This window comes from Hafnia paralvei ATCC 29927 (assembly GCF_001655005.1).
GTDB classification, from domain to species: Bacteria; Pseudomonadota; Gammaproteobacteria; order Enterobacterales; family Enterobacteriaceae; genus Hafnia; species Hafnia paralvei.
This window is the reverse complement of sequence record NZ_LXET01000016.1, coordinates 68,514-92,714: the sequence shown is the minus strand read 5'-3', so window position 1 is coordinate 92,714 and position 24,201 is coordinate 68,514. Positions and strand designations below refer to the sequence as shown.

At 49.6% G+C, this 24,201-nt stretch carries 18 protein-coding genes; 10 read left to right on the top strand and 8 right to left on the bottom strand.

The window, feature by feature from the left end; all coding sequences use genetic code 11:
• The first annotated feature begins 47 nt into the window (after window positions 1–47).
• Both ppk1 and ppx read left to right on the top strand, forming a co-directional pair.
• Entirely contained in the window at window positions 48–2,114 is a 2,067-nt protein-coding gene (ppk1, locus tag M988_RS05920) for a polyphosphate kinase 1 (RefSeq protein ID WP_004091971.1), read from the top strand.
• Window positions 2,115–2,138: 24 nt separating this feature from the next.
• A complete protein-coding gene (gene ppx / locus M988_RS05915) occupies window positions 2,139–3,662 on the top strand; it encodes an exopolyphosphatase (RefSeq protein ID WP_008814159.1) in 1,524 nt (507 codons plus the stop codon).
• Window positions 3,663–3,790: 128 nt separating this feature from the next.
• On the opposite strand, the gene M988_RS05910 is transcribed toward ppx, so the two are convergent.
• The 3 genes from M988_RS05910 to phoB form a co-directional block, all read right to left on the bottom strand.
• Window positions 3,791–4,747: a PstS family phosphate ABC transporter substrate-binding protein gene (locus tag M988_RS05910; protein ID WP_064573278.1), complete on the bottom strand. Its 957-nt coding sequence runs from the start codon at window positions 4,745–4,747 to the stop codon at window positions 3,791–3,793.
• A complete protein-coding gene (gene phoR / locus M988_RS05905) occupies window positions 4,747–6,096 on the bottom strand; it encodes a phosphate regulon sensor histidine kinase PhoR (protein WP_064573276.1) in 1,350 nt (449 codons plus the stop codon). Before phoR ends, M988_RS05910 begins: the two co-directional genes overlap by 1 nt.
• Before the next feature lie 109 nt (window positions 6,097–6,205).
• Window positions 6,206–6,895, bottom strand: a complete 690-nt coding sequence (phoB, locus tag M988_RS05900; protein ID WP_004091956.1) for a phosphate response regulator transcription factor PhoB — start codon at window positions 6,893–6,895, stop codon at window positions 6,206–6,208.
• A 218-nt stretch (window positions 6,896–7,113) separates the two neighbouring features.
• Here phoB and sbcD point away from each other — a divergent pair, with 218 nt between their 5' ends.
• Together sbcD and M988_RS05890 are read left to right on the top strand one after the other, a co-directional pair.
• Complete coding sequence (sbcD, locus tag M988_RS05895; RefSeq protein WP_064573274.1) at window positions 7,114–8,373, top strand: exonuclease subunit SbcD; 1,260 nt, start codon at window positions 7,114–7,116, stop codon at window positions 8,371–8,373.
• Window positions 8,370–12,056 (top strand): AAA family ATPase, encoded by a 3,687-nt coding sequence (locus M988_RS05890; RefSeq protein WP_064573272.1) that lies wholly within the window; start codon window positions 8,370–8,372, stop codon window positions 12,054–12,056. The genes sbcD and M988_RS05890 overlap by 4 nt, the downstream gene beginning before the upstream one ends.
• 201 nt (window positions 12,057–12,257) lie before the next feature.
• On the opposite strand, the gene M988_RS05885 is transcribed toward M988_RS05890, so the two are convergent.
• Window positions 12,258–12,614 carry a DUF1294 domain-containing protein gene (locus M988_RS05885; RefSeq protein WP_008814166.1) on the bottom strand — a complete coding sequence of 119 codons (357 nt, stop codon included), beginning with the start codon at window positions 12,612–12,614 and terminating at the stop codon, window positions 12,258–12,260.
• 261 nt (window positions 12,615–12,875) lie between these two features.
• On the opposite strand from M988_RS05885, the gene M988_RS05880 reads away from it, so the two are divergent.
• The 5 genes from M988_RS05880 to ptsP all read left to right on the top strand — a co-directional run bounded on the left by M988_RS05880 (window position 12,876) and on the right by ptsP (window position 19,274).
• On the top strand, window positions 12,876–13,199 hold the full coding sequence (locus M988_RS05880) for a PTS fructose transporter subunit IIB (RefSeq protein ID WP_008814167.1): 324 nt from the start codon (window positions 12,876–12,878) through the stop codon (window positions 13,197–13,199).
• A gap of 48 nt (window positions 13,200–13,247) precedes the next feature.
• Window positions 13,248–14,504 carry a PTS fructose transporter subunit IIC gene (locus tag M988_RS05875; protein ID WP_064573271.1) on the top strand — a complete coding sequence of 419 codons (1,257 nt, stop codon included), beginning with the start codon at window positions 13,248–13,250 and terminating at the stop codon, window positions 14,502–14,504.
• A gap of 97 nt (window positions 14,505–14,601) precedes the next feature.
• Window positions 14,602–15,711 (top strand): aminopeptidase, encoded by a 1,110-nt coding sequence (gene ypdF, locus M988_RS05870; RefSeq protein ID WP_064573307.1) that lies wholly within the window; start codon window positions 14,602–14,604, stop codon window positions 15,709–15,711.
• Window positions 15,708–16,751, top strand: a complete 1,044-nt coding sequence (gene ypdE / locus M988_RS05865; protein ID WP_064573267.1) for an aminopeptidase — start codon at window positions 15,708–15,710, stop codon at window positions 16,749–16,751. Before ypdF ends, ypdE begins: the two co-directional genes overlap by 4 nt.
• 27 nt (window positions 16,752–16,778) lie before the next feature.
• The gene (gene ptsP / locus M988_RS05860) at window positions 16,779–19,274 is read left to right on the top strand and encodes a phosphoenolpyruvate--protein phosphotransferase (protein ID WP_064573265.1); all 2,496 of its coding nucleotides are present in this window, start codon (window positions 16,779–16,781) and stop codon (window positions 19,272–19,274) included.
• On the opposite strand, the gene M988_RS05855 is transcribed toward ptsP, so the two are convergent.
• From M988_RS05855 to M988_RS05845, 3 genes are all read right to left on the bottom strand, one after another.
• Window positions 19,271–20,152, bottom strand: a complete 882-nt coding sequence (locus tag M988_RS05855; RefSeq protein WP_008814172.1) for an AraC family transcriptional regulator — start codon at window positions 20,150–20,152, stop codon at window positions 19,271–19,273. The two genes, ptsP and M988_RS05855, sit on opposite strands and share 4 nt — an antisense overlap.
• 56 nt (window positions 20,153–20,208) lie before the next feature.
• Entirely contained in the window at window positions 20,209–20,691 is a 483-nt protein-coding gene (gene sbmC, locus M988_RS05850; protein WP_064573260.1) for a DNA gyrase inhibitor SbmC, read from the bottom strand.
• 164 nt (window positions 20,692–20,855) lie between these two features.
• On the bottom strand, window positions 20,856–21,404 hold the full coding sequence (locus tag M988_RS05845) for a hypothetical protein (RefSeq protein ID WP_064573259.1): 549 nt from the start codon (window positions 21,402–21,404) through the stop codon (window positions 20,856–20,858).
• A gap of 286 nt (window positions 21,405–21,690) precedes the next feature.
• Here M988_RS05845 and tcuC point away from each other — a divergent pair, with 286 nt between their 5' ends.
• Window positions 21,691–23,016 (top strand): MFS transporter, encoded by a 1,326-nt coding sequence (gene tcuC / locus M988_RS05840; protein WP_008814175.1) that lies wholly within the window; start codon window positions 21,691–21,693, stop codon window positions 23,014–23,016.
• Between the two features lie 68 nt (window positions 23,017–23,084).
• Here the strand turns inward: tcuC and mak are convergent, their stop codons facing one another.
• Window positions 23,085–23,990, bottom strand: coding sequence for a fructokinase (mak, locus tag M988_RS05835; protein ID WP_008814176.1), 906 nt, complete (start codon window positions 23,988–23,990; stop codon window positions 23,085–23,087).
• Between the last annotated feature and the right edge of the window lie 211 nt (window positions 23,991–24,201).

Sequence of the window (24,201 nt, the reverse complement as noted above, 5' to 3'; positions counted from 1 at the left end):
ACTGGGTACTCCCACTTTTATCGTCGCTGTCTAGTATTGGAGTCGCAATGGGTCAGGAAAAGCTCTATATCGATAAAGAACTAAGTTGGTTGTCATTTAACGAACGCGTTCTACAGGAAGCCGCAGACAAGAGCAATCCGCTCATTGAGCGCATGCGTTTTCTGGGAATTTACTCCAGCAATCTGGATGAATTCTACAAGGTTCGGTTTGCCGATCTGAAGCGCCGTATTCTTATCAGCGAAGAGCAAGGTTCGACCGGCGCCTCACGCCACTTACTCAAAAAAATTCAGGCCAAAGTGCTCAAAACCGATCAGGAGTTCGATTCGTTATACAACGAACTGCTGCTAGAAATGGCGCGTAATCAGATTTTCTTGATTAACGAGCGCCAACTCTCAGAGAACCAGCAGGTATGGCTGCGCCAATATTTCAAGAATCACCTACGCCAGCACATCACTCCGATTCTGATAAACAATGAAACCGATTTGGTCTCGTTCCTCAAAGATGACTACACCTATCTAGCCGTCGAAATTATTCGTGGTCATCACACCAGCTATGCGCTGCTGGAGATCCCTTCCGACAAGGTTGAGCGCTTCATTATACTGCCGCCGGAAACCCCGCGTCGCCGAAAACCTATGATTCTTGTCGATAATATCCTGCGCTACTGCCTAGATGATATTTTCAAAGGCTTCTTCGATTATGACGCGCTGAATGCCTATTCCATGAAAATGACTCGTGACGCGGAATATGACTTGGTGACGGAAATGGAGTCCAGCTTGATGGAGTTAATGTCGTCAAGCCTAAAGCAACGTCTCACCGCAGAGCCAGTACGCTTTGTTTATCAACGGGATATGCCGGATGAACTGGTTGAACTGCTGCGTCAGAAATTAGGGATATCCTCCTACGACTCGGTGATCGCCGGTGGTCGATACCACAATTTCAAAGACTTTATTAAATTTCCGAATGTCGGCAACGCCCATTTGGTGAATAAGCCGTTGCCACGTTTGCGCCATATCTGGTTCGATAAATTCCGCAACGGATTCGACGCCATCCGCGATCACGATGTGCTGCTTTACTATCCGTATCACACCTTCGAGCACGTACTTGAACTGCTACGTCAGGCCTCGTTTGACCCCAGCGTGCTAGCCATAAAAATCAATATCTATCGCGTCGCCAAAGATTCCCGCATTATCGAATCGATGATCCATGCAGCACACAACGGGAAAAAAGTGACCGTCGTGGTGGAGCTGCAGGCACGCTTCGATGAAGAAGCCAACATCCACTGGGCGAAGCGTTTAACCGAAGCCGGCGTGCATGTCATTTTCTCCGCGCCAGGGTTGAAAATCCACGCCAAGCTGTTCCTGATCTCTCGTAAAGAAGGCGATCACATCGTTCGTTACGCTCATATCGGTACCGGTAACTTCAACGAAAAAACCGCGCGTCTGTACACCGACTATTCCCTACTCACCGCCGATGCGCGTATTACCAACGAAGTGCGTCGGGTGTTCAATTTTATTGAAAATCCGTATCGTCCGGTCAGTTTCGAGCATTTGATGGTATCGCCACAAAACTCGCGTCGTATGCTTTACCAGCTTATCGATCAGGAAATTACTAGTGCACAGGCAGGGCTCAGCGCTGGGATCACGCTGAAAATCAACAATCTGGTTGATAGAGGCTTGGTCGATCGCTTATATACCGCCTCTTCGGCTGGGGTAAAAATTCGCCTTTTGGTACGTGGCATGTGCTCGCTGGTGCCAAATATTCCGGGCGTTAGCGAAAACATTCAGGTTATCAGCATCGTCGATCGATTCTTGGAACACGCGCGCGTCTACGTGTTTGAAAATCATGGCGATCCGCTGGTATATCTCTCATCTGCCGACTGGATGACGCGCAATATCGACTATCGTATTGAAGTTGCCGTATCTCTGCTCGATCCAACGCTGCGCCAGCGCGTATTGGATCTGTTGGAACTGCAGTTCAGCGATACCGTCAAAGCACGTTTTCTTGATAAAGATCTCAGTAACCGCTATGTTCCGCGCGGAAATCGCCGCAAGGTGCGCTCTCAGTTGGCTATTTATGATTACCTCAAAGCTCTTGAACAACCCGATAACCAATAACAATTACAGACTTATAGGCCGCTTATGCCGCTAACTCATTCTAATAATAAACCGCAGGAAATTGCTGCTATCGATTTAGGCTCTAACAGTTTCCATATGGTTATTGCCCGTATCGTTAACGGCGCGCTTCAGGTTCTGGGACGCCTGAAGCAACGGGTACATCTCGCCGATGGCCTAGACAGCAACAACATGCTGAGTGAAGAAGCCATGGAACGCGGCATCGCTTGTTTGGCATTGTTTGCTGAGCGTTTACAAGGGTTTCCTGCAGAAAACGTCTGTATCGTTGGCACCCATTCGTTGCGTCAAGCCGCCAATGCGGAAGAGTTTCTCAAACGGGCAGCAAAAGTGATTCCCTACCCGATTGAGATTATTTCCGGTCACGAAGAAGCTCGCCTGATTTTCATGGGCGTAGCGCACACCCAGCCAGAAAAAGGGCGCAAGCTGGTGATTGATATCGGCGGCGGCTCCACGGAAATGGTGATCGGCGAAGATTTCGATCCGCTGCTGGTCGAAAGCCGCCGGATGGGCTGCGTCAGCTTCGCTCGACAGTTCTTCCCGAACGGCACTATTAGCAAAGATAACTTCCAGCGTGCGCGCCTAGCTGCGGCGCAAAAGCTGGAAAATATGGCATGGCAGTATCGCATTCAAGGCTGGCAAGCTGCTCTCGGCGCGTCGGGTTCGATCAAGGCGGCCCATGAAGTGCTGATTGCTTTGGGCGAAAAAGATGGGCTGATCACGCCAGAACGTCTGGAATTGCTGCGCAGTGAAGTCCTCAAGTACAAACGTTTTAGTGAGCTGACACTACCGGGGCTATCAGAAGATCGCCAAGCCGTCTTTGTACCGGGGCTCTCCATTCTCTGCGGTGTCTTTGATGCGCTAGCGATTAAACAGCTACGTCTTTCGGACGGCGCATTGCGCGAAGGGGTTCTGTATGAGATGGAAGGCCGTTTCCGCCATCAGGACATCCGCAGCCGCACCGCACGCAGTTTGGCGGAACATTACAATATAGACCGCGAGCAGGCTCAACGTGTGCTCAGTACGGTACAACAACTTTATGCGCAATGGATGGCGCAGAACAGCAAACTGGTGCATCCACAGTTGGAAGCACTGCTTAACTGGGCGGCGATGCTGCATGAAGTTGGCTTAAGCATTAACCACAGCGGCATGCATCGCCATTCGGCCTATATCCTGCAAAACACCAACCTACCGGGGTTTAATCAGGAACAGCAGTTACTTCTGGCAACGTTAGTACGTTTCCACCGCAAAGGCGTGAAGCTCGATGAACTGCCACGTTTAACGCTGTTTAAAAAGAAACAGTACATTCCGCTGATTCAAATTTTGCGACTAGCAACGCTGCTAAACAATCAGCGCCAGTCCACCACCACGCCGGAATCACTAGAGCTAGAAACGGATGGTTTCCACTGGATCCTGCGTTTCCCTAAAGGTTATTTGCAACAAAATAACCTTGTACAGCTGGACGTGGAAAAAGAGCAGTCATACTGGAAAGATGTTGAAGGCTGGCATCTATTGGTAGAAGAGCAACTGTGAAGTAAAAATATTATATGAGCCATCCCCGATGATAAATCAGGGAAATGTCAAACTTAGCCATACTTATTTAGCTGGTGGATAATAGCACCAGCTTTATTTCAGATTATGGACAATTTAATTAGGTGTCTTTACTTCAACCCCAACTCCGCTCTCACTCGTGCGATATCAGCCGCCGACAGCGGCATATAGCCATCCTGTAACACCAGCTTTTGCCCTTGCTCTGAAAGCACGCTATCCATAAACGCCGCAGTTAATGGCGACAGAGGCCGTCCCGGTGCTTTATTCACATAAATATAGAGATGGCGCACCAGCGGGTAACGACCTTGCACAATATTTTCAGCCGTCGGTTCTACCGCAGGGCTGCCAAATTTGCTTACCGCTAGCGTTCGCACACCGCTGGCGCGAAAACCGATACTGGCATAGCCAATGCTGTTGAGTGAGCCCGCAACGGCCTGCACCACTGACGCCGAGCCCGGCAGTTCGTTCACCCTTGGGCTGAAATCACCGTCGCACAGCACCTGCTGTTTGAAATAGCCATAGGTGCCAGATGCAGAATTACGGCCATAGAGCGAAATGGCACGCGATTTCCACTCCCCTCCCAATCCCAACTTTTTCCAGTGGGTAATTAGGGAAGCTTCACCACAGCGCAACGTGGTGGAGTAGAGACTATCGAGCTGATTAAAACTAATTTCACGCAGCGGATTATCCTGATGCACTAACACAACCAGCGCATCCAACGCCACCGGCACCGCCAGCGGTGGATAACCATAGCGTTGTTCGAAGGCTGAAACTTCTGCCGCCTTCATTGGCCGACTCATCGGACCTAACTGTGCTGCCCCTGCAGCTAACGCCGTTGGCGCACTGGAAGACCCCGCCGCCTGTAGCTGAACGTTCACGTTGGGATTATCTTGCGAAAAATTCGCCGACCACAGCGACATCAGGTTCACCATGGTATCGGAACCCGCGCTAGAAAGATTACCTGACAGCATGGATTGGTTTGCAGTAGCCAGCGACGGGTAAATAATAACGCTACAAACGACACCAACAAGCGCCGCTCTCCAATACTTTAATTGACGTCCCTGCATCAAATTTCCTTACTCGGAAGCCCTTTCTGGCCCTTGTTTTTTGCCGTTGGTTTTTCACTGTCCAACGGTACAATTAAATGGGGTGGAAGAGTAAAGACGAAACGCGTTCCCAAGCCAATTTCACTCATGATATTCAGCGTGGCTTCGTGATGATTCAACGCATGCTTCACAATGGCCAAACCAAGGCCGCTGCCGCCGGTTTGCCGCGAACGCGCTTTATCTACCCGGTAGAAACGCTCGGTTAAATGCCCTAAATGCTCTGGCGCAATGCCCGGTCCGTTATCGCTCACCTCAAACTGTGCGCCCTGCGCTGTTTGCTGCCAGCAAACCTCGATTTTCGTGCCGTCAGGCGTATGGTTTACTGCGTTATACACCAGATTCGATACCGCACTACGCAACTGATCGTCATTGCCAAACACCTTCAGTTTGTCATTAATGCGGAAAGTGATTTCATGGCGACCATTGCTCAATGAGAGAGCCTCTCGCTCCAACATATGGAGCATTACCGGTATATCGACAATTTCATTGAGTGCAATCGGCGGTGCGGCTTCTATTTTTGACAACGTCAACAGCTGTTTTACGAGACTATCCATGCGTCTGGTTTGTTCCTGCATGGTAACCAGCGCTTTTTGTCGCACCGGCGCCGCCATATCTTCATCGTTCATCATTTCCAGATAGCCCTGCAACACCGTTAGCGGGGTACGTAGTTCGTGGCTAACGTTGGCAAAGAAGTTACGGCGAGTGCCTTCTAATTGTCGTGTTTGCGTGACATCACGCGCCACCATCAGAAGCTGGCCTTCGGCATAAGGCATCACACGAAATTCGACAAAACGGCCATTATTCAGATGCAGGGTAAGCGGACGAGTAAAATCTTGGGATTGCAGATACTGAGTAAATTCGGGGTAACGCAGAAGGTTGAGAATATGCTGACCATTGTCTTCCGGCCAACGGAAGCCCAACAAATATTGGGCCAGTCCATTACACCAAAAAATATTCCCTTCTTCGGTTGTCATGATGATCGCATCGGGGAGAGATTCTGCCCCGCTACGAAAACGTTTAATCAGTAATGCTAGTTCACGCCGTCTGCGACGGTTACGTTGCTGCATCTGGTAGAGGCCGTAGAACAAGGGTTCCCAACTGCCTCGCCCTGCGGGGGGGGTCATGCTACGGTCAACCCATAGCCAATGGGAAAGACGCAGTTGGTTATAGCAATGCCATCCCAAGAGCGCTAAAACAGCAGTCAATAGAAACCACGGCAAATAGCCGATCAGTAGCCCGAGGATCAATGCTGGAATACAGCAAAACACCAGCTCCAGCAGCAATCTTTTCCAGGATAGGCGTTCAAGCACGGTGTTGGCTCTTTATTCTTAACGGAATAGACATAAGGGCTTCCCCAGAATCGTCAAAGCCGCACTCATGCGGCCTTACTCTTAAACGTGCACATCGCGAGCATAGGATTCAAAAACGTGCCGAGAAACGATAACCCGTACCGCGTACGGTCTGCACCATTTTATCATGCCCGCTCAGCTCAAGCGCTTTGCGCAAGCGGCGAATATGTACATCAACGGTGCGATCTTCTACATAAACGTTAGTGCCCCACACATGATTTAGCAACTGCTCACGGCTATAGACACGCTCTGGATGCGTCATGAAAAAATGCAGAAGCTTAAATTCGGTAGGTCCCATATCCAGCGGGGCTTCGTTAGCCATAACGCGGTGAGAGGTCGGATCAAGACTCAACCCCTGCACTTCAATGACCTCTTCCACCGCCATCGGGGAAATTCGCCGCATTACGGCCTTAATTCTTGCCACCAGCTCTTTCGGAGAAAAAGGTTTGGTAATGTAGTCATCCGCCCCCACTTCTAAACCACGCACCCGATCTTCTTCCTCTCCGCGTGCAGTTAGCATCATCACGGGGATTTCACGCGTTAGCGCCTCGCGCTTCATATGCTTGATGAACTGGATCCCTGAACCGCCGGGTAACATCCAATCCAATAAGACTAAATCAGGATAAGGCTCAGACAAAGAGTTCACCGCACTGTCATAATCCTCTGCTTCTACCGGTTGGTAGCCGTTTTGCTCAAGAACAAAACACACCATTTCACGAATTGGCGCTTCATCTTCTACTACCAATATGCGTCTGGCCATTGTTAATCCTGCTTAAGTTTGGTTGCGGGCGCCATTATGCGTCAGATTTATGACAGATTTATGAAAAATAACAGTATACCCAATATCACTGTCATAAATGTTTTTGTAAACAGTAAACCGAACTTATGCCGACGGCTTCACGTCCTCCCGAGTTTGCGTATAATCCCTCTATTCTCCGTAGCCCCTAGGCTACGTTCAGCAAGGACGGCAGGAGTACCATGCGTCTTATTCATACTTCAGACTGGCACCTCGGTCAGCATTTCTATACCAAAAGCCGCAGCGCAGAACATCAAGCTTTCTTAAGTTGGTTGATTAAACAGGCTAGCGAGCATCAGGTTGACGCCATTATTGTGGCAGGTGATGTGTTTGATACCGGATCGCCGCCCAGCTATGCGCGCGAGCTGTACAACCGCTTTGTGGTAGAGCTACAGACAACCGGCTGTCAGTTAGTGGTATTAGGTGGAAATCATGACTCGGTAGCCACGCTGAACGAATCGCGGGATTTACTGGCTTGCCTAAATACGCAGGTTATCGCCAGCAGCGCGGGGGATTTACAGCATCAGGTTCTGCCCTTAAAGCAACGCGACGGTTCTGTCGGCGCCATCCTGTGCGCCGTGCCCTATCTACGTCCACGAGACATTCAAACCAGTATGGCGGGTCAATCGTCGGCTGAAAAACAGAATGCGCTACAGCAAGCCATCGCCGAACATTACCAGTCGCTATACGATCTCGCAGCCACTCAACGTGATGCATTAGGCGGAAACCTCCCGATCGTCGCCACCGGACATCTCACAACGATCGGCGCAAGCACCTCTGACTCTGTGCGTGATATTTACATTGGCTCGCTGGATGCGTTTCCAGCTTCGGCATTTCCGCCCGCAGACTATATCGCGCTTGGGCACATACACCGGCCACAGCGTGTGACCAGCAGCGAACACATTCGCTACAGCGGCTCTCCGATTCCGCTGAGCTTTGACGAACTGGGCAGCGAAAAAAGCATCTGTCTGGTCGATTTCACCGGTTCGACGTTAGAAAAAGTCACTCTACTGCCGGTGCCGCAGTTTCAACCCATGCAGCTTATCAAAGGCAGTATTGAGCAAATCGAACAGCAACTCGCCGCGTTTAAAGATTGCGATAACGAAAAACCTATCTGGCTGGATATCGAAATCAGCAGCAGCGCCTATTTAAACGATCTACAACGCCGCATCCAACAACAGACAGAATCTCTGCCAGTTGAGGTTATTTTGCTACGCCGCAGTAAAGAGCAACGCCTCAGCGCTCTCACCCGCCAAGATAAAGAAACGCTCAGCGAACTGAGCGTCAGCGATGTGTTTGAGCGCCGCTTGGCGCAAGAAGAAACCGAGGATGAAAACGTGCTCGCCCAGCAGGCGCGAATTCGAACCCATTTCCATCGAGTGCTGGATGCGCTGGTACTAGAGCAAAATCAAGACGATACCGCAGAGGGGCATAACGCATGAAAATCCTCAGCCTACGCCTAAAAAATATCAACTCGCTCAAAGGTGAGTGGAAGATCGACTTCACGCGCGAGGATTTTGCCAACAATGGTCTTTTTGCCATTACCGGCCCAACGGGGGCGGGGAAAACCACGCTGCTTGATGCGCTATGTTTAGCGCTTTATCACCAAACGCCGCGTTTGAAAGTTTCGCCTACGCAAAATGAGCTTATGACCCGGGGTACCGCAGAGTCCTTGGCCGAGGTTGAATTCGAAGTCAAAGGCACCGGATACCGTGCATTCTGGAGCCAGCGCCGCGCCAACAACAAACCAGAAGGCAATCTACAAGCGCCGAAGGTAGAGCTGGCATACATCGCCGACGGCGAAATTATCACCGATAAAATTCAAACCAAGCTGCACAAGATTGCCGAAATCACCGGCTTGGATTTTGGCCGTTTTACCAAATCGATGATGCTGTCGCAGGGGCAGTTTGCCGCGTTCCTCAATGCCGATCCCGCCGAGCGCGCAGAGCTACTGGAAGAGCTGACCGGAACCGAAATTTATGGGCAGCTTTCCGAACAAATTTTCCAGCGTTTCAAACAGGCCAAAATCGATCTCGATGCGCTACACGAACGTGCTGCGGGTGTAGAACTGCTGAGCGAAGAGGCGCTTGCCCAGCTCGCCGAACGCTTGGCACTGCTACAAAACGAAGAGCAACGCCAAGAGACGGCACGTAAAACGCTGACGTCTGAACTTCAATGGTTGCAAAAACACCAAGAGCTGACGCAAAACCGCGAGCTATGCAATCAACGTACGACGCAGGCGCAGCAGCAATGGTTGGATGCACAGCCTGAGATTTTGCGCTTAGAGCGCAGCGAACCCGCAGAGAAGCTGCGTCCGCTGTTACAAAGCCTACGACAGACCCGCAGCGACTTATCACTTCTGCTCAAAAGCCAGCAACAGCGCCAAGAACAGCAACAGCGACTAGCCTCGCAGTTGGAACCGCTCCAAACCGCCTCGGCCCATGCGTTAACAGCGAAGCAGCAACAGCAGCAGATCCGTACAACAACGGAAACGCTGATTAACCAGCACGTTGTCCCGCTTGATGCTCGTTTGGCACAAACCCGCGACGCACTCACACAACAGCGGCAAAAGCTGACGCAAATCGACGCAGAAAAACAGCAGCATAATACCGCGCTCGGTCAGTTGCGTGAGCAACTGCAAAAACAGCAACGAGAGCTCAGTCAGCTACAACAAATTCTGACGCAAACCGCTCCGCATGCAGAATGGAATAACCATCTTGGCCGTTGGAAAAGCCAGTTCGAGCAATCTGCCGAATTACAGCAGACGCTGAGCGATCTGCAAAAGCGTATCGCCAACGCCGAAAAAGTGATTACCGCTGACGCTGAAAAGCTCACGCTTCAGCAGCAGGCCGGAGCATCGCTCAACCAACGTTTAATTGAGCAGCAAAAACGTTGCGCCGAAGCCGAAGAACACTATCAACAAGCCCAGCAGAACCACAACCTACAGCAGTTAGAGGCGATGCGTGAAAAACTGCATAGTGGACAACCCTCACGCCAGATACTCCTGCAAACCAGCCCGCTGTTTGAAAAAGCGGCTCAGCGGCAGCAACAGCTCCAACAGCAAACCGCTCAGCGAAGCCAAGAGCTGCAAACGCTCGAACAGCAGTTAGCGGCCAAGCGATTAGCTTATAAGGAAAAACGTCAGCATCTCATCGACTTGGAAAAACAGATCGATCTACAGCGACGCGTGATCGGCCTTGAGCAAGAGCGAGCACGCCTGGTAGCTGGCGATCCCTGCCCCCTCTGCGGATCGTTGGAGCATCCGGCAGTTGAAAACTATCAAGCACCGATTCTTTCTGACAGCGAGCAACGACGCGATGCCCTACGCCTAGAGGTAGAAACCCTTAGCCGCGAGGGGAGTGAACTTGGAGAACGACAAAAACTGTTGCTTCAAACTCAAAGTCAGCAACAGCAAGAAACTCAAACCGTCGACCAAGAAATTACCCAGTACCAACACCGCTGGGAACAGGCCACCGCTTCGCTTGAGCTCAAAATAGCGATTGAAGATCGCTCCGCGTTAGAAAACTATCTGGCGGATATCGTTCAACAAGAAGACAGCATTCAGAAAAGCATTCGCCAACAAGAAACGCTGAATAAAACGTGGCAGCAGGCTAAAGATGAGCTGAATAAAATTCAGCAAGAGACGAGCCACACTATCCAGCAAATCACCTTACTGGAACAAAGCATTCAAACCCAACGTCGGCAGTTGGCAGAGTGGCGCGAGGAATACCACAAACAAACCTCGCACCAGCAACAGCGCCAAGAGCGTTTAGCGACAGAGTTGCTGGAGCTGCATTTAGTTGCGCCACTCGCGGGTGAAGAAAACGAATGGCTAGCTGCCCGTGAACAAGAGTTCTCCCTTTGGCAACAGCGTCAGCTTCACAGCCAAAAGCTGACGTTGGAAAACACACGTCTCAGCGCAGATGAACAAAACCTGAGCCAAACATTAGCAACGCTGGAAAAACAGTGGCTAACCCAGCAACAGCTTTGTGCGGAACAGGAAAAGCTGCTCGCCCAGATGCAGGCCGAGCGCCAAACGTTGCTTGACGGTCGCAGCGTAGATGACGTACGCCGCTCATTGGTTCAGACCGAGCAGTTAGCCGAACATCAATTACAGCAGGCACAGCACGCCGAGAGCACGGTTCGCCAGCAGTTAGATAAACTGAGCGGCGAGCTAAGCAGCGCCCAGCAACAGCTATCACAGTTGGAACAACGGTTAAGCCAACAGCAAACTGATTTCGAACAGGCTCTCGCTGCCAGCCAATTCCGCGATGAAGAGAATCTGCTCGCTGCGCTGTTAGATGAGAATGAACACCAACGCCTAACGACGCTACGCGAACACAGCAAAAATCAGCTTTCACAGGCGCAGGCGTTCTTACAACAGGCTGATGCCGCGCTAGCTGACTGGGTCACTCAGCGCCCTGCGACGTTAGCGGATGACAGCACGCTAGAGCATCTAAACCAGCAGTTAACGGCGCTTGCTGAGCAACTGCGTGAAAATAGCGTTCAACAAGGACAAATTCAGCAGCAAATTCGCAGTGACGCCGAACGAAAGCAAGGGCAGCAAAGCCTGTTTGCTCGTATTGAGCAAAGCCGTCAGGAATACGAAGACTGGAGCTATCTCAACCAGCTCATTGGTTCTAGCAGTGGAGATAAATTCCGCAAATTCGCACAGGGGCTGACGCTAGATCACTTGGTCTATTTAGCCAATCAACAACTGTCTCGTTTACATGGACGCTATTTGCTGCAGCGTAAAACCAGCGACGCATTAGAACTGGAAGTGGTTGATACTTGGCAAGCTGATGCGGTACGCGATACCCGAACCCTTTCCGGCGGTGAAAGCTTCTTGGTGAGCTTAGCGCTGGCGCTGGCGCTGTCAGATCTGGTTAGCCATAAAACCAGCATCGATTCTCTATTCCTCGATGAAGGCTTTGGTACATTGGATGCAGAAACCCTCGACACCGCGCTTGACGCACTCGACACGCTCAATGCCTCCGGCAAAATGATCGGCGTTATTAGCCATGTCGAAGCCATGAAAGAACGAATACCGGTGCAGATAAAAGTGAAAAAGGTGAATGGATTGGGGATAAGCCGGTTAGAAGCGCAGTATGCCGTGGGAGAGTAAAGGTTTCACCGACGGCTGAAGAGAGTCTATGAGTGGATGGAGTAAGTTTCGACCGCCTGTCGTTTATGGAAAGGCCGTGTAATGTTTCGTTCGCCAGTCAGCAACTGCGCTTTCATGAGATTGCTGACATGGGCGAACGATGAGGGGCGCCAGCGCACTGTTCATCAGATTTCAGTGCATTAGGCGCACGAAATTCTCCCCCTACCACTGCACGCCAATCCCATACTGATAAACCCAATACATCGCGCCAAGCGTTACCGCCAAATTCAAAATCACCGTAATGATGAAGTAAGTTTTATACGGTTGTTTCTGTGTCTTATGGCGAAAAATCTGCTGGCCGAGAATCGCACCTACCCAACCGCCAATCAGTCCGAAAAAGAGTAGCGTCATTTCTGGAACACGTTGCCATGACTTCACGGCGGCGAGTTTATCTATGCCATAAATAATCAGCGTTAACGCATTGAGCAACAAGCACCACATCACCAACGGATGCATCGAGAACAGACTGCCAACCGCAGCCAAAACAAGAAGAAGGTAACAAAAACGATTGATATTCATGCGATAAGCCGATTGGAATGAAATAAAAAAAGCCTGCGTATAGTGAGCTACCTCATCCCATCATGCAACTCTAGTCCTTCTGTCACACGCTCATCCTTGCAATGCGAGTCAGCTCACACTTCAATATTAGTGGTGCAAATGTCCAGTAAATGCAGGTTTTGTCCAATAACCTATGCCCTTTCTTAGCCGCCATACTCCTTTCATCGCTTCGCTCTCCCGAAACGAGAGCAATCCTCCCCAATACCTAACGCAGAGGTGTTTATGTCAAAAAAATTTATCGCATTGTGTGCATGTCCAATGGGATTAGCTCATACCTTCATGGCGGCGCAAGCGCTGGAAGATGCCGCCAAAGCCGCAGGCTATGACCAGATAAAAATCGAGACTCAGGGTGCTGATGGCATCGAGAACCGTTTAACCGCACAAGATATCGCAGAAGCAGACATCATCATTCACTCGGTCGCCATCACTCCGGAAGATAATGAACGCTTTGAGAACCGTGATGTGTATGAAATCACACTACAAGATGCGATTAAAAACGCAGACGGGATTATCAAAGAAATCGAAGAAATGATTCAGGCTGGCTAATCAATATTCGCTTCTGACTTTCAATCACATCATTAGGGATAACTATCAATGGCGATTAAAAAAAGGAGTGCAGTGAATCCCTCAGCAAATGGCGGTGCTTCACTGACAGCGAATCCGGCATCAACTCCAACGGCAAAAACAAGTATCTGGGGCGATTTACCTCAGCACGTGATGTCTGGTATTTCACGTATGGTACCAACGCTGATTATGGGGGGCGTCATCCTAGCCTTCTCCCAGCTCATTGCCTACGCGTGGCTCGATGTCCCCCCTGATATGGGGATTCTGGACGCCATCAATACCGGCAAGTATGTTGGATTTAATTTATCCTTGATGAAGTTCGCTTATCTGTCGCAGTCCTTTGGCGGCATTCTATTTAGTTTTGCTATCCCGATGTTTTCGGCGTTTGTCGCCAATTCTATCGGCGGAAAGCTGGCCTTTCCCGCGGGCTTCATCGGTGGGCTAATCGCAACTCAGCCAACGCCTGAACTCACCTGGGATCTCAGCAAACTACAATGGGTTACCCATTCACCGGTTCCTTCCACCTTTATCGGTGCGCTGATTATTGCTATCGCCGCAGGGTACTTAGTGAAATGGATGAATGCAAAAATCCAATTGCCACAATATCTGCTGGCATTTAAAACCACATTTTTACTGCCTATTCTCTCTGCCATTTTTGTCATGCTGACAATGTATTACATCATTACGCCGTTTGGCGGCTGGGTAAACGCATGCATTCGCGTGTTGTTACAAGCCGCTGGTGATAAAGGCGTTCTGATGTATGCGGCGGGGATTTCAGCAACGACCGCAATCGACCTCGGTGGCCCAATTAATAAAGCCGCGGGGTTTATCGCCTTTAGTTTCACGACAGATCACGTGCTACCGGTTACCGCACGCGCTATCGCTATCGTCATCCCACCGATTGGCTTAGGGCTGGCAACATTAATTGACCGCCGTTTAACGGGCCGTCGTTTATTTAGCAGCCAGCTCTATCCACAGGGAAAAACCGCGATATTTCTCGCATTCATGGGGATCAGCGAAGGGGCAATTCCCTTCTTGCTCGAAAGTCCATTAGCCTCAATTCCGGCATACATGACAGGTGCAATCGTTGGTTCTACTGCCGCCGTAGCATTAGGTGCAGTGCAGTGGTTTCCTGAGTCGGCCATTTGGGCATGGCCTTTAGTCAGTAATTTAGGCGCTTATATGTTCGGCATTGCCTTAGGTGCAGTATTGACCGCGCTGATTACCATCTTCATCCGCAATATTCTGTATAAAAAAGGCAAGTTGCATATCGAGGCTATGTCCTGATTCAGAACTCAGCGCGTCACCGCTACTACTCGCGTCCCCTGACGAACGGTAGCGGATGACACTCCAAATTTATCCTTCCGAGCTAAGCGAGCATGTCATGCACCAACCTTCTCTCACCGCTATCTCACGCTATCATTCATGGTTGAAACAGCAAAATTTGGATGCGGTGATCGTTAATTCAAAACAGAATAAGTTTGCTCATACGGGATTACTTAGCGCATCTGGTTATGTCTTTATCACTCGCACCAGTCAGCACATTCTGGTTGATTCTCGCTATATACAGGAGTTATCGGCTAAATCAGACGATTATCAGCTCCATTTAATTGATGGCCAAAACAGCGCCGCAGACCACATCAACCAAATTATTGCATCTGAAAACCTCGAGCAAGTCGGCTTTGAAGGCCAACATTTGAGCTACAGCGACAGCATAAAACTGATGGAAAGTATGAGTGTCGAGCTGAAACCCGTCGATGTAGATGTCCTGCGCCAAATCAAAAACGCGTCGGAAATTAGCACGTTAAAATCAGCTTGTCTGATTGCAGACCGAGCCTGTGCTTATATCCGTCACTACATTCAGCCGGGCATGACAGAACATCAGATCGCAACAGAGCTCGAGTGGTTTATGAAGAATGAGGGCGCTGAAAAAACCGCCTTCGACACTATCGTCGCGAGCGGTATTCGCGGTGCAATGCCACATGCGAAGGCATCAACAAAAAGAGTCCAAGCCGGTGAATTTATCACTCTTGATTTTGGTGCCCAACACCAAGGCTACTGTTCCGATATGACTCGAACGTTTCTCGTCAGCGGTTCTCAACCACAGGCCATTGAAGAACATCCTCTGTATGGAATCTACCAAATCGTTCTACAAGCCCAACTCGCCGCTATTGCCGCCATTCGTCCAGGGGTGCGTTGCTGTGACGTCGATAGGGCCGCCCGCGATGTCATTAGCTCTGCGGGGTATGGTGACCGTTTCTCTCATAACACAGGTCATGCGATTGGCATTGATGTCCATGAAAACTCGCGATTTTCCCCGAACGATACCACTCAATTACAGCCCGGAATGCTACTCACCGTTGAGCCAGGCATTTATCTACCCGAGCGTGGTGGTGTTCGTATCGAAGATGTCGTGCTAGTCACTGAAAACGGCTGTGAGGTTTTATATCAGATGCCCAAGCAGTTGCAGCTTACAGGGGGAGAAGCCCAATGAATATCGAATTACTACAGGCATTATCTAACGCCGATGCGATCGCATCGTCCGAGCAGGAAGTGCGAGACATCCTGATTACACATGCCAAACAGTGCAATAAACCGATTTCTTTTGATGGGCTGGGTTCCACGTTGATTAGGCTAAACCAATCCACTGGGCCAAAGATCATGATATGTGCTCATATGGATGAAGTCGGTTTTATGGTGCGCAACATCACGCGCGAAGGCGCAATTGAAGTCATCCCGATCGGCAACGTCCGTCAACTCGCACGTTTTATGCAGCCAGTACGTATCACCACCCAACAGGGCAATAAAGTTCATGGCCTATTGGATGCGGAACTCCATGGCGGTGAATCACGAAACCTATGCGTTGATATTGGTGCAACATCCGCCGAGGAAGTGAACAACAGCGGTGTAAGAATCGGCGACCGTGTTACCTATGATAGTGATTTTAAAATATTGACGCCAAATTCCAGAATCATGGGTAAGGCTTTCGATGACCGGCTTGGATGCTACCTGCTGATCGAATTGTTGCACGCATTGTGCGACGTAGCGTTAAACGCGGAAATCTGGCTCGTGGCTTCGTCAAGCGAAGAGGTTGGAATGCGTGGAGGGAAAACAGCGGCCAATATCATCAAACCCGATTTAGCGTTGATTCTCGATACCGCCTGCTGGGCGAAAAACTTTGATTATGGCGCTGCCAACCATCGCCAGATTGGTCAAGGGCCAATGTTGGTGATGTACGATAAAACGATGATTCCCTCCCCTCACCTTCTGGGTTTTATCCAAGATATCGCGTTGCAACATCATATCCCACTACAAACCGATATGTTCAGCAACGGTGGCACCGACGGAGGCAATGTCCATCTGTGTGGTCGTGGTATCCCAACGGCGGTTTTAGGCGCGCCTACGCGTCATGGACACTGCGCAGCTTCTATCGCTGATTTGCGCGATCTTGAGCAAACCCAACAACTGTTAATCGCTTTGATAAAGCAGCTAAATTCAGATTCAGTGCAGCACCTGACGGATTTTTCGCATTAACTCGGCTTCAGAAAAGGATTTACCATCATGTTAAAGATAGCGTTTCTCTGTCCTCTGCCTAACGGTCTGCACGCCCGCCCTGCCTATGAACTTAAAGAACAGTGCAGTCAGTTTGATAGTGAGATTATCTTTATTAACCAACGGTTAGCGCACCGTGCCGATGCTAAAAGCTCATTGGCACTCATCGGCACGGGGACATTATTCAACGACGCCTGTCAGCTTGAAATTCATGGTCATGATGAAGAAAAAGCTTATCGCGCACTCGGCCTTTATATTGAACAACGTTTTGCCGAGAGTGATAGCGAACCCGAACCCGCCGTCGCCGCCACCTCGCGCGCGCTGCCACGCTCTCTTTCTCGCTTTCAGCCCTCGCTGATTCAAGGCTATGGCTTATCAGACGGCCTTGGGCATGGTGCACTTTTTATCTATCGTCACACTAGCCTTGATGTGTACAAGTCACAACCTGCCACCGTGCAAGATTTACTCTTACTTGAACACAGCATCATCACCTTAGCCGAACGGCTAAACCAACAGTTGGCGAACCTGAAGGGGCAAAGTAAAACCATTATCAATGCGCATCTCTCGTTAATTCAGGACAAAGAGTTTAGCCAAAATATTGTGCGCCATCTGAAGCAACGTAAATGCAGTTTAGCCATTGCCGCCATTGAAAATATGGAAGAGGTATGCGGAAAATTAGCCAATTCAGCCAGCGAATATCTACGGGAGCGCGTACAGGATATTCGTGATATCACAGCACAGTTGCTGCAGGTCGCGTACCCAACCCTTAACTTGGGTACGCCATTAACACTATATAAGCCAACGATTATTGCCGCCGATGATATTACACCCAGCCAATTTTTAAGCTTGGATCGGCAATATCTACAGGGCATGGTTTTAGCCCAAACGGGCCGCACATCGCATACGCTGATCCTCGCCCGCTCATTTGGCATCCCGGTATTATCCGGCATCGAACTGGAAGCCTTACAACAGCTAGATGACAAAGACGTATTTATTGATGCTCAGTTTGGCGTTTTGGTTACTGAGCCTAGCGACGAAGTGCGCCATTACTTTGCCGTTGCCATGCAGCTCGAAGAAAAAAATCGAATTCGACAGCTTAAAATGGCTGACTTACCTGCAGTGACACGCGATGGTCGCTGTTTAGAGATAGGCGCAAATATTGGCACCGCTCAAGAAGCGCCTGCGGCATTTACCCACGGCGCAGAGGGCGTCGGCTTATTCCGCACCGAAATGCTATTTATGGATCGTGACAAAGCGCCTGATGAACAAGAGCAGTTCGAAGCCTATCAGCAAGTGTTAATGAATGCGGACAACCACCCAGTTATTTTCCGAACCATGGACATCGGTGGTGATAAAAAAATCAGCTATCTCAATATCCCACAGGAAGAAAACCCATTCCTTGGCTATCGCGCCGTGCGCATTTATCCAGAGTTCACCGAGCTATTCACTATTCAACTACGCGCTATTTTGCGTGCTGCCACCGTGGGCTATGCCCGTTTAATGATCCCTATGGTGCACACGCTGGATGAGATTTTATGGGTCAAACAGCAAATCAATGCAGCCCAGCAATCGCTGAAAAATGAAGGGTTACGTTATGCAGAAACCATTGAGCTCGGTATTATGGTCGAAGTGCCTTCAGTGTGCTTTATCATCGATCATTTCTGCGATGAAGTTGATTTCTTCAGCGTAGGCTCCAATGACATGACACAGTACCTCTATGCCGTGGATCGCAATAATCAGCGCGTTGCCCACCTGTATAACCCTATCACTCCGTCATTCTTACGCATGCTGCGCCAGATTATTGATGTTGCTCACCGGCGCGAACGTTGGGTTGGTCTATGTGGGGAACTCGGTGGCGAAACTCGCTATCTGCCGTTGCTCATTGGTCTTGGCCTCGATGAACTGAGCATGAGCAGTGCGCGCATTCCGGCGGTCAAAGAGCTCGCTCGAAAACTTAATGCTCAAGAATGCATTACCTTGGCCAATCATGCTTGTGAGTGCAAATCAGCGGAAGAGATAGAGATCTTGCTCGATTCATTGGCGATCCCAGCAGATCAGAAACCGTTGCTCGCTCTTGAAAACATCATCGCTCCTGCCCACATGACGCGCAAAGAGCAAGTTATCCAGTACCTGTGCGGCAATCTAGCCATGCAAGATCGTACTGATAATCCGATAGAACTCGAGGAGGATATTTGGCAGCGCGAAGATATTGTCACCACCGGAGTCGGTTTTGGTTTTGCCATTCCGCATACTAAATCGCCTCACATTAAGCACTCCAGCATCAGTATTGCTCGGCTGGAGCAAGAAATTGACTGGCAATCGGAAATGGGCAACGTCGATTTCGTTATTATGCTCACGCTAGGCGCTCAAGATAGCGTCAGCCATGTAAAAGTGTTTTCTCAGCTCGCTCGCAAATTAGTGAAAAAAGAATTTCGCGAGGCGATGCGTTCAGCAACAGATGCCAGCGCGATTTTGGCGTTACTACAGGCAGAGCTAACGTTTTAAACGGATAGAAACTGCTTTCTGTATTCTGAAGGCGTTAAACCAAACTGCCGTTTAAACAAACGACAAAAATAGTTGCCGTCGCTGTAACCACAGCGGCGAGCAACCTCATTTACATTCAAGTGATACTTCTGCAAAATCATCTTGGCTTTCCCTAACCGCACCCAGTGCAAATAATCAATAAAACTCATATTTCCTTCCAATTGAAAAATACGAGACAAATGATTTGCCGTTATATTGAAAATAGCGGCCGTACTCTCACGGCTTAATGCGCCAGCATAATTATCCTGAATATACGTACAGATGCTTTTATAAAGAAAAGCCCCACGCTGTATCTTATTGACAGGGGGCAAACAGAGTTGGCTATGACACACATGCAGCAGGCTTAACACCAGATATCGACTCACATTAGGATCTGTGACTCTCGCCCCTAAATAGCTTAATGCTTGTAAAATATGCTCCAGTTCACCGGCATTTTGCTGAGGAACCTCCAATTTACGCAGCCGATGAAATCCCGCAGACGCAGCGCGTTTATCAAAGAAGCTAAAGCCAATGTATGACGGAGTAAAAAGCAGGCTCAATAATAAAACGTCTTTCTCCCATGTTGGCTGGCTGTTGCTATATGCAGGGATGAAAAGAAGATCGCCATGCGTTAACGTTCCATGCCTCAGATCATCGTCATTCAACCGCGCACTGGTGGTATAAGTTCCGCGCAGAACAATGTCGAGACGCGGAAATTTTACCGTAAGGCCACCCATCCCCTGTAGATGGCCTTGGCTATCCTGATAACGTTGAGCAAAAAACGTGTGCTTAAGCTGCTGTGGATTCAGCACCAGCCCGCTCAAGAGCTCGCTAAAAAAAGCCTGTTCCGTCAGAGACATATTCCCTCGTTATCAGTTGCGGTATCGTCAGGAGCCCCTACCGTGCTCACCGCTAATCAAGCACTCTCTTCGGCCTTCTTCACCGGCACGCACATTTCAAAATCCCAGATGCCACTTTCAGTGCCATCATTGTGGTATTTTTCAAAACAGGGTGCATTAATCGGCACGTAGCCACTACGAGGCAACACGTCGTTGAAAAACTCCATCCACGGTCGACCAAAATCACCGTCCTCAACGTGAGCCTGCGCTACGGCGTAAAGCCCACCTTTTAAGGTATCGATTCGCACGCCTTCGCTGTTCGCCGGTAAAACGAAATCAGGTTCAACGGAGATCACGGCATCAACGCGCATCTCTTCCGGTGGCACTTCTTCAGGATTGTCATAATAAATAGCCATCCAGTCGCCACTCTCTGGAACATTGTTATTTTCGATCCACTGATATAGCTTTTGGAATCCCTTGCCAACATTTTGGTCAAGCGGACCAACCATTCGAATGCCAGCAAAAACACGCTCAGCGCGCTGCTCTACTATCATCTCCATCGTAACGCCCTCTGTTTAACAATAAAGAGTGAACAAGAAACAACTGTATCCATAAACAGTATTGCCAATGATGTCAAAAAAGCCAACTTCATATGTTCGCTTCTGTGATTGACTGCGCTTATTTGAATAATCGACACCCAGCACATCATGAGCAAACAGCGTCACTACTTCAGCGTGAAGCTTTGCGTCAACATCACCGGTTCAGTTCTGAGCTGATCTTTCATCGTGATCTTCACCGTCCAAACGCCTTTAGGATCCTTCTCTTCTCCCATAAAACCAACGGCAGCATTGGTCATGTAAATCATCTCTGGAGCGCCCTCTAAAACACCATGAAAACAAGGACGATTCTTTTCAGTCATCGCCACGGTGCCATCTGGCTGAATTATCTGGATATCGCAACTGATATTAACAACATGTCGTGGACTGCTTTTCGGATTAGAAAAGAAGCTGAGAATATAGATGGTCTCACCCACTTTTGCTTCATTAACCTTTTTATAAAAAGGGGACGTGCCTGAAGGCGTATTCCATTTTTCCTCCCAGTCGGCGTCTGGGGTGATGATCATCATTCCGCCAAAACCGTCCACTGAACGCCTTGATGCCGTATCCGCTGCGGGGCAGTTATTCTTATCCTTCCAACCGTATGATTGGCTAAAAGACGCCGATGAAAGGCCAAGAAAAAGCGTGGTCACCAGAAACGCCATACGTAATTTCATCAATCAATCTCCTTGTTAATTTGGCCACCGTCAGCCAAGTGTTCCCTACGTTGAGAAATTATAGCGCTGCGCTATGCAGAAAGATTTTATTCATTTACCCCAAGTGTTTATCGTCATTTATTCATAGCGACTACAGGCCACTGCCGCGCTTATTTATAAAGAACTAATAAGCTTACAAATAGTTACATTGGTTTTTATGCACAAAAAAGAAACACCTACCAACATCACACTTTTCATTGCTAATAACTTGTAAAAAAAATGAAAACAAAAACACAGGAAGTAGCACATGACATCATCTGCCTCAGCGCCTACACAGGCCAACGCCCGAACCGTATTCCGCGTAACCAGCGGTAATTTTCTAGAGATGTACGACTTTATGGTATTTGGCTACTATGCCAGCGCCATTGCCGACACTTTTTTTCCCACCCAAAGCCCCTTCGCCTCGCTGATGTTAACGCTGATGACCTTCGGCGCTGGCTTCTTGATGCGACCACTGGGAGCCATCGTGTTAGGCGCTTACATTGATCATCATGGACGCCGCCGTGGTCTGCTGATTACTTTAGGATTAATGGCACTCGGCACGCTGACCATCGCCTGTACGCCGTCCTATCACAGCATTGGTATGGCCGCACCGCTTCTCATTCTGGCTGGACGTTTACTTCAGGGGTTTTCTGCGGGTGTGGAACTGGGAGGTGTGTCCGTTTATCTGTCTGAAATCGCGCCGAAAAACCGTAAAGGCTTTTACGTCAGTTGGCAATCAGGCAGCCAACAGATTGCCGTGATTTTTGCCGCACTGCTCGGAGTGACGCTGAATCAGTATTTAGGCAAAAGCGTGATGACTGAGTGGGGATGGCGTATTCCATTTATCGTCGGCTGCTTGATCGTGCCTTTCCTGTTTTATATCCGCCGTATGCTTGAAGAAACAGAAGCCTTTAACCAACGCAAACATCGGCCTAGCATGAGTGAGATCACCCGCTCAGTCGCCAGTAACTGGCAGTTGGTATTGGTTGGCATGTTTATGGTGGTAACAACCACGGTATCGTTCTATCTGATCACCGCATTCACCCCAACCTACGGGAAAACTGTGCTGCAGTTCACCGCACAGCAAAGTTTCTTGGTGACGCTGTTGGTCGGCCTGTCCAACCTGTTCTGGCTGCCGGTAATGGGAGCGTTGTCAGATAAAGTTGGGCGTCGTCCACTGCTTTTGCTGTTTAGCGCGTTGATGCTGCTGACGTCCTACCCTTCTTTGAGTTGGTTAGTTGCTCATCCTAGTTTTGCCCACTTGGTGGAAGTGGAACTGTGGCTGTCATTTATGTACGCCAGCTATAACGGCGCAATGGTGGTGTGTTTAACCGAAATTATGCCGGCCGAAGTACGAGCATCTGGTTTCTCCATGGCCTATAGCTTAGCCACTGCCATTTTTGGCGGTTTCACTCCAGCAATTTCCAGCTATCTGATCCACGCTACCGGTGATAAAGCCATGCCAGGATTATGGCTTTCTGCCGCAGCAGCCTGCGGGCTGGTGGCCGCGATTGCTCTGCCAGCGATTCAAAAATTGAATCACCAACGCACGGAGACAGCGCCTAACCACGGTGTCGCGACGCCAAAGTAATTGCACGACTTAAAATGACGGAATAATACCTTGTCCCGACGTTCTTAGCGGAAAGTCGGGATTTTGTCTCATAGCGGCCAGAGCCATGCCGCGCCGCGCACGCCGCTCGAATCGCCGTGTTTAGCCTTTCTTACCGGCGTTTGACACTCACGTCCAAATACCCACGAAGAAATCAGCGGTGGAACCGTGGTGTATAAGCGATCAACATTGCTCATTCCTCCACCCAATACCACAACGTCAGGATCGATAATATTAATCACATGAGCTAAAGACTTAGCCAACCGCTGCTCATAGTGCGCTATCGCCTTTTCCGCACGAGGATCGCCTTGACGCGAGAGCGACATAATCTCTGCGCCAATGCGTTTTTCCCCGCCTAAGCGCTGATAGTCAGTCTCAAAGCCAGTGCCGGAGATAAACGTCTCAATGCAACCGGATTTTCCGCAATAGCATGCAACCTCTTTCTGGTACTGCCACTCGTCTTCATTGAGCCACGGTAACGGATTATGTCCCCACTCTCCTGCGATACCGTTGCCACCTGCGTGAACCCGACCATCAATAGCAATACCCGATCCGCAGCCCGTGCCGATAATCACCGCAAACACCAGATGGGCACCGGCGGCAGCACCGTCCGTGGCTTCCGATACAGCAAGGCAGTTAGCATCATTGGCAAGGCGAACCTCTCGCGATAGACGAGCGCAGAGATCTTTGTCGAGCGGCTTACCATTCAGCCATGTGGAGTTTGCATTTTTAACCAGCCCAGTAAACGGCGATAACGTCCCTGGAATTCCCACTCCAACGCTGCCTCGCTGACCGGTTTTTTCTTCGGCTAACTCCACCAGCCCAGCAATAGCTTCAACGGTTTGCGCATAGTCATCCCGTGGCGTGGCAATGCGATGACGAAACAGCTCTCGCCCATCGTTTTCCAGCGCGATAACTTCAATTTTAGTGCCGCCTAAATCTATACCAATACGCACATTGCCCCCTCGCAAAACGGATAGTTGATCAGGGCTAGTGTGCAGAATTTCTCAGATAATTAATACTACAGCCGCCCCTCTTTATTCGTTATCATGCGCCCTGTTTAATGCTTATTTTTGTATACCCCAAATAATTCGAATTGTGGGTCGGCGACAAACTTATAAATCCCCTAGCGCAGACTAAAGTCAGTGGCTGGGATGAGTGAGTACA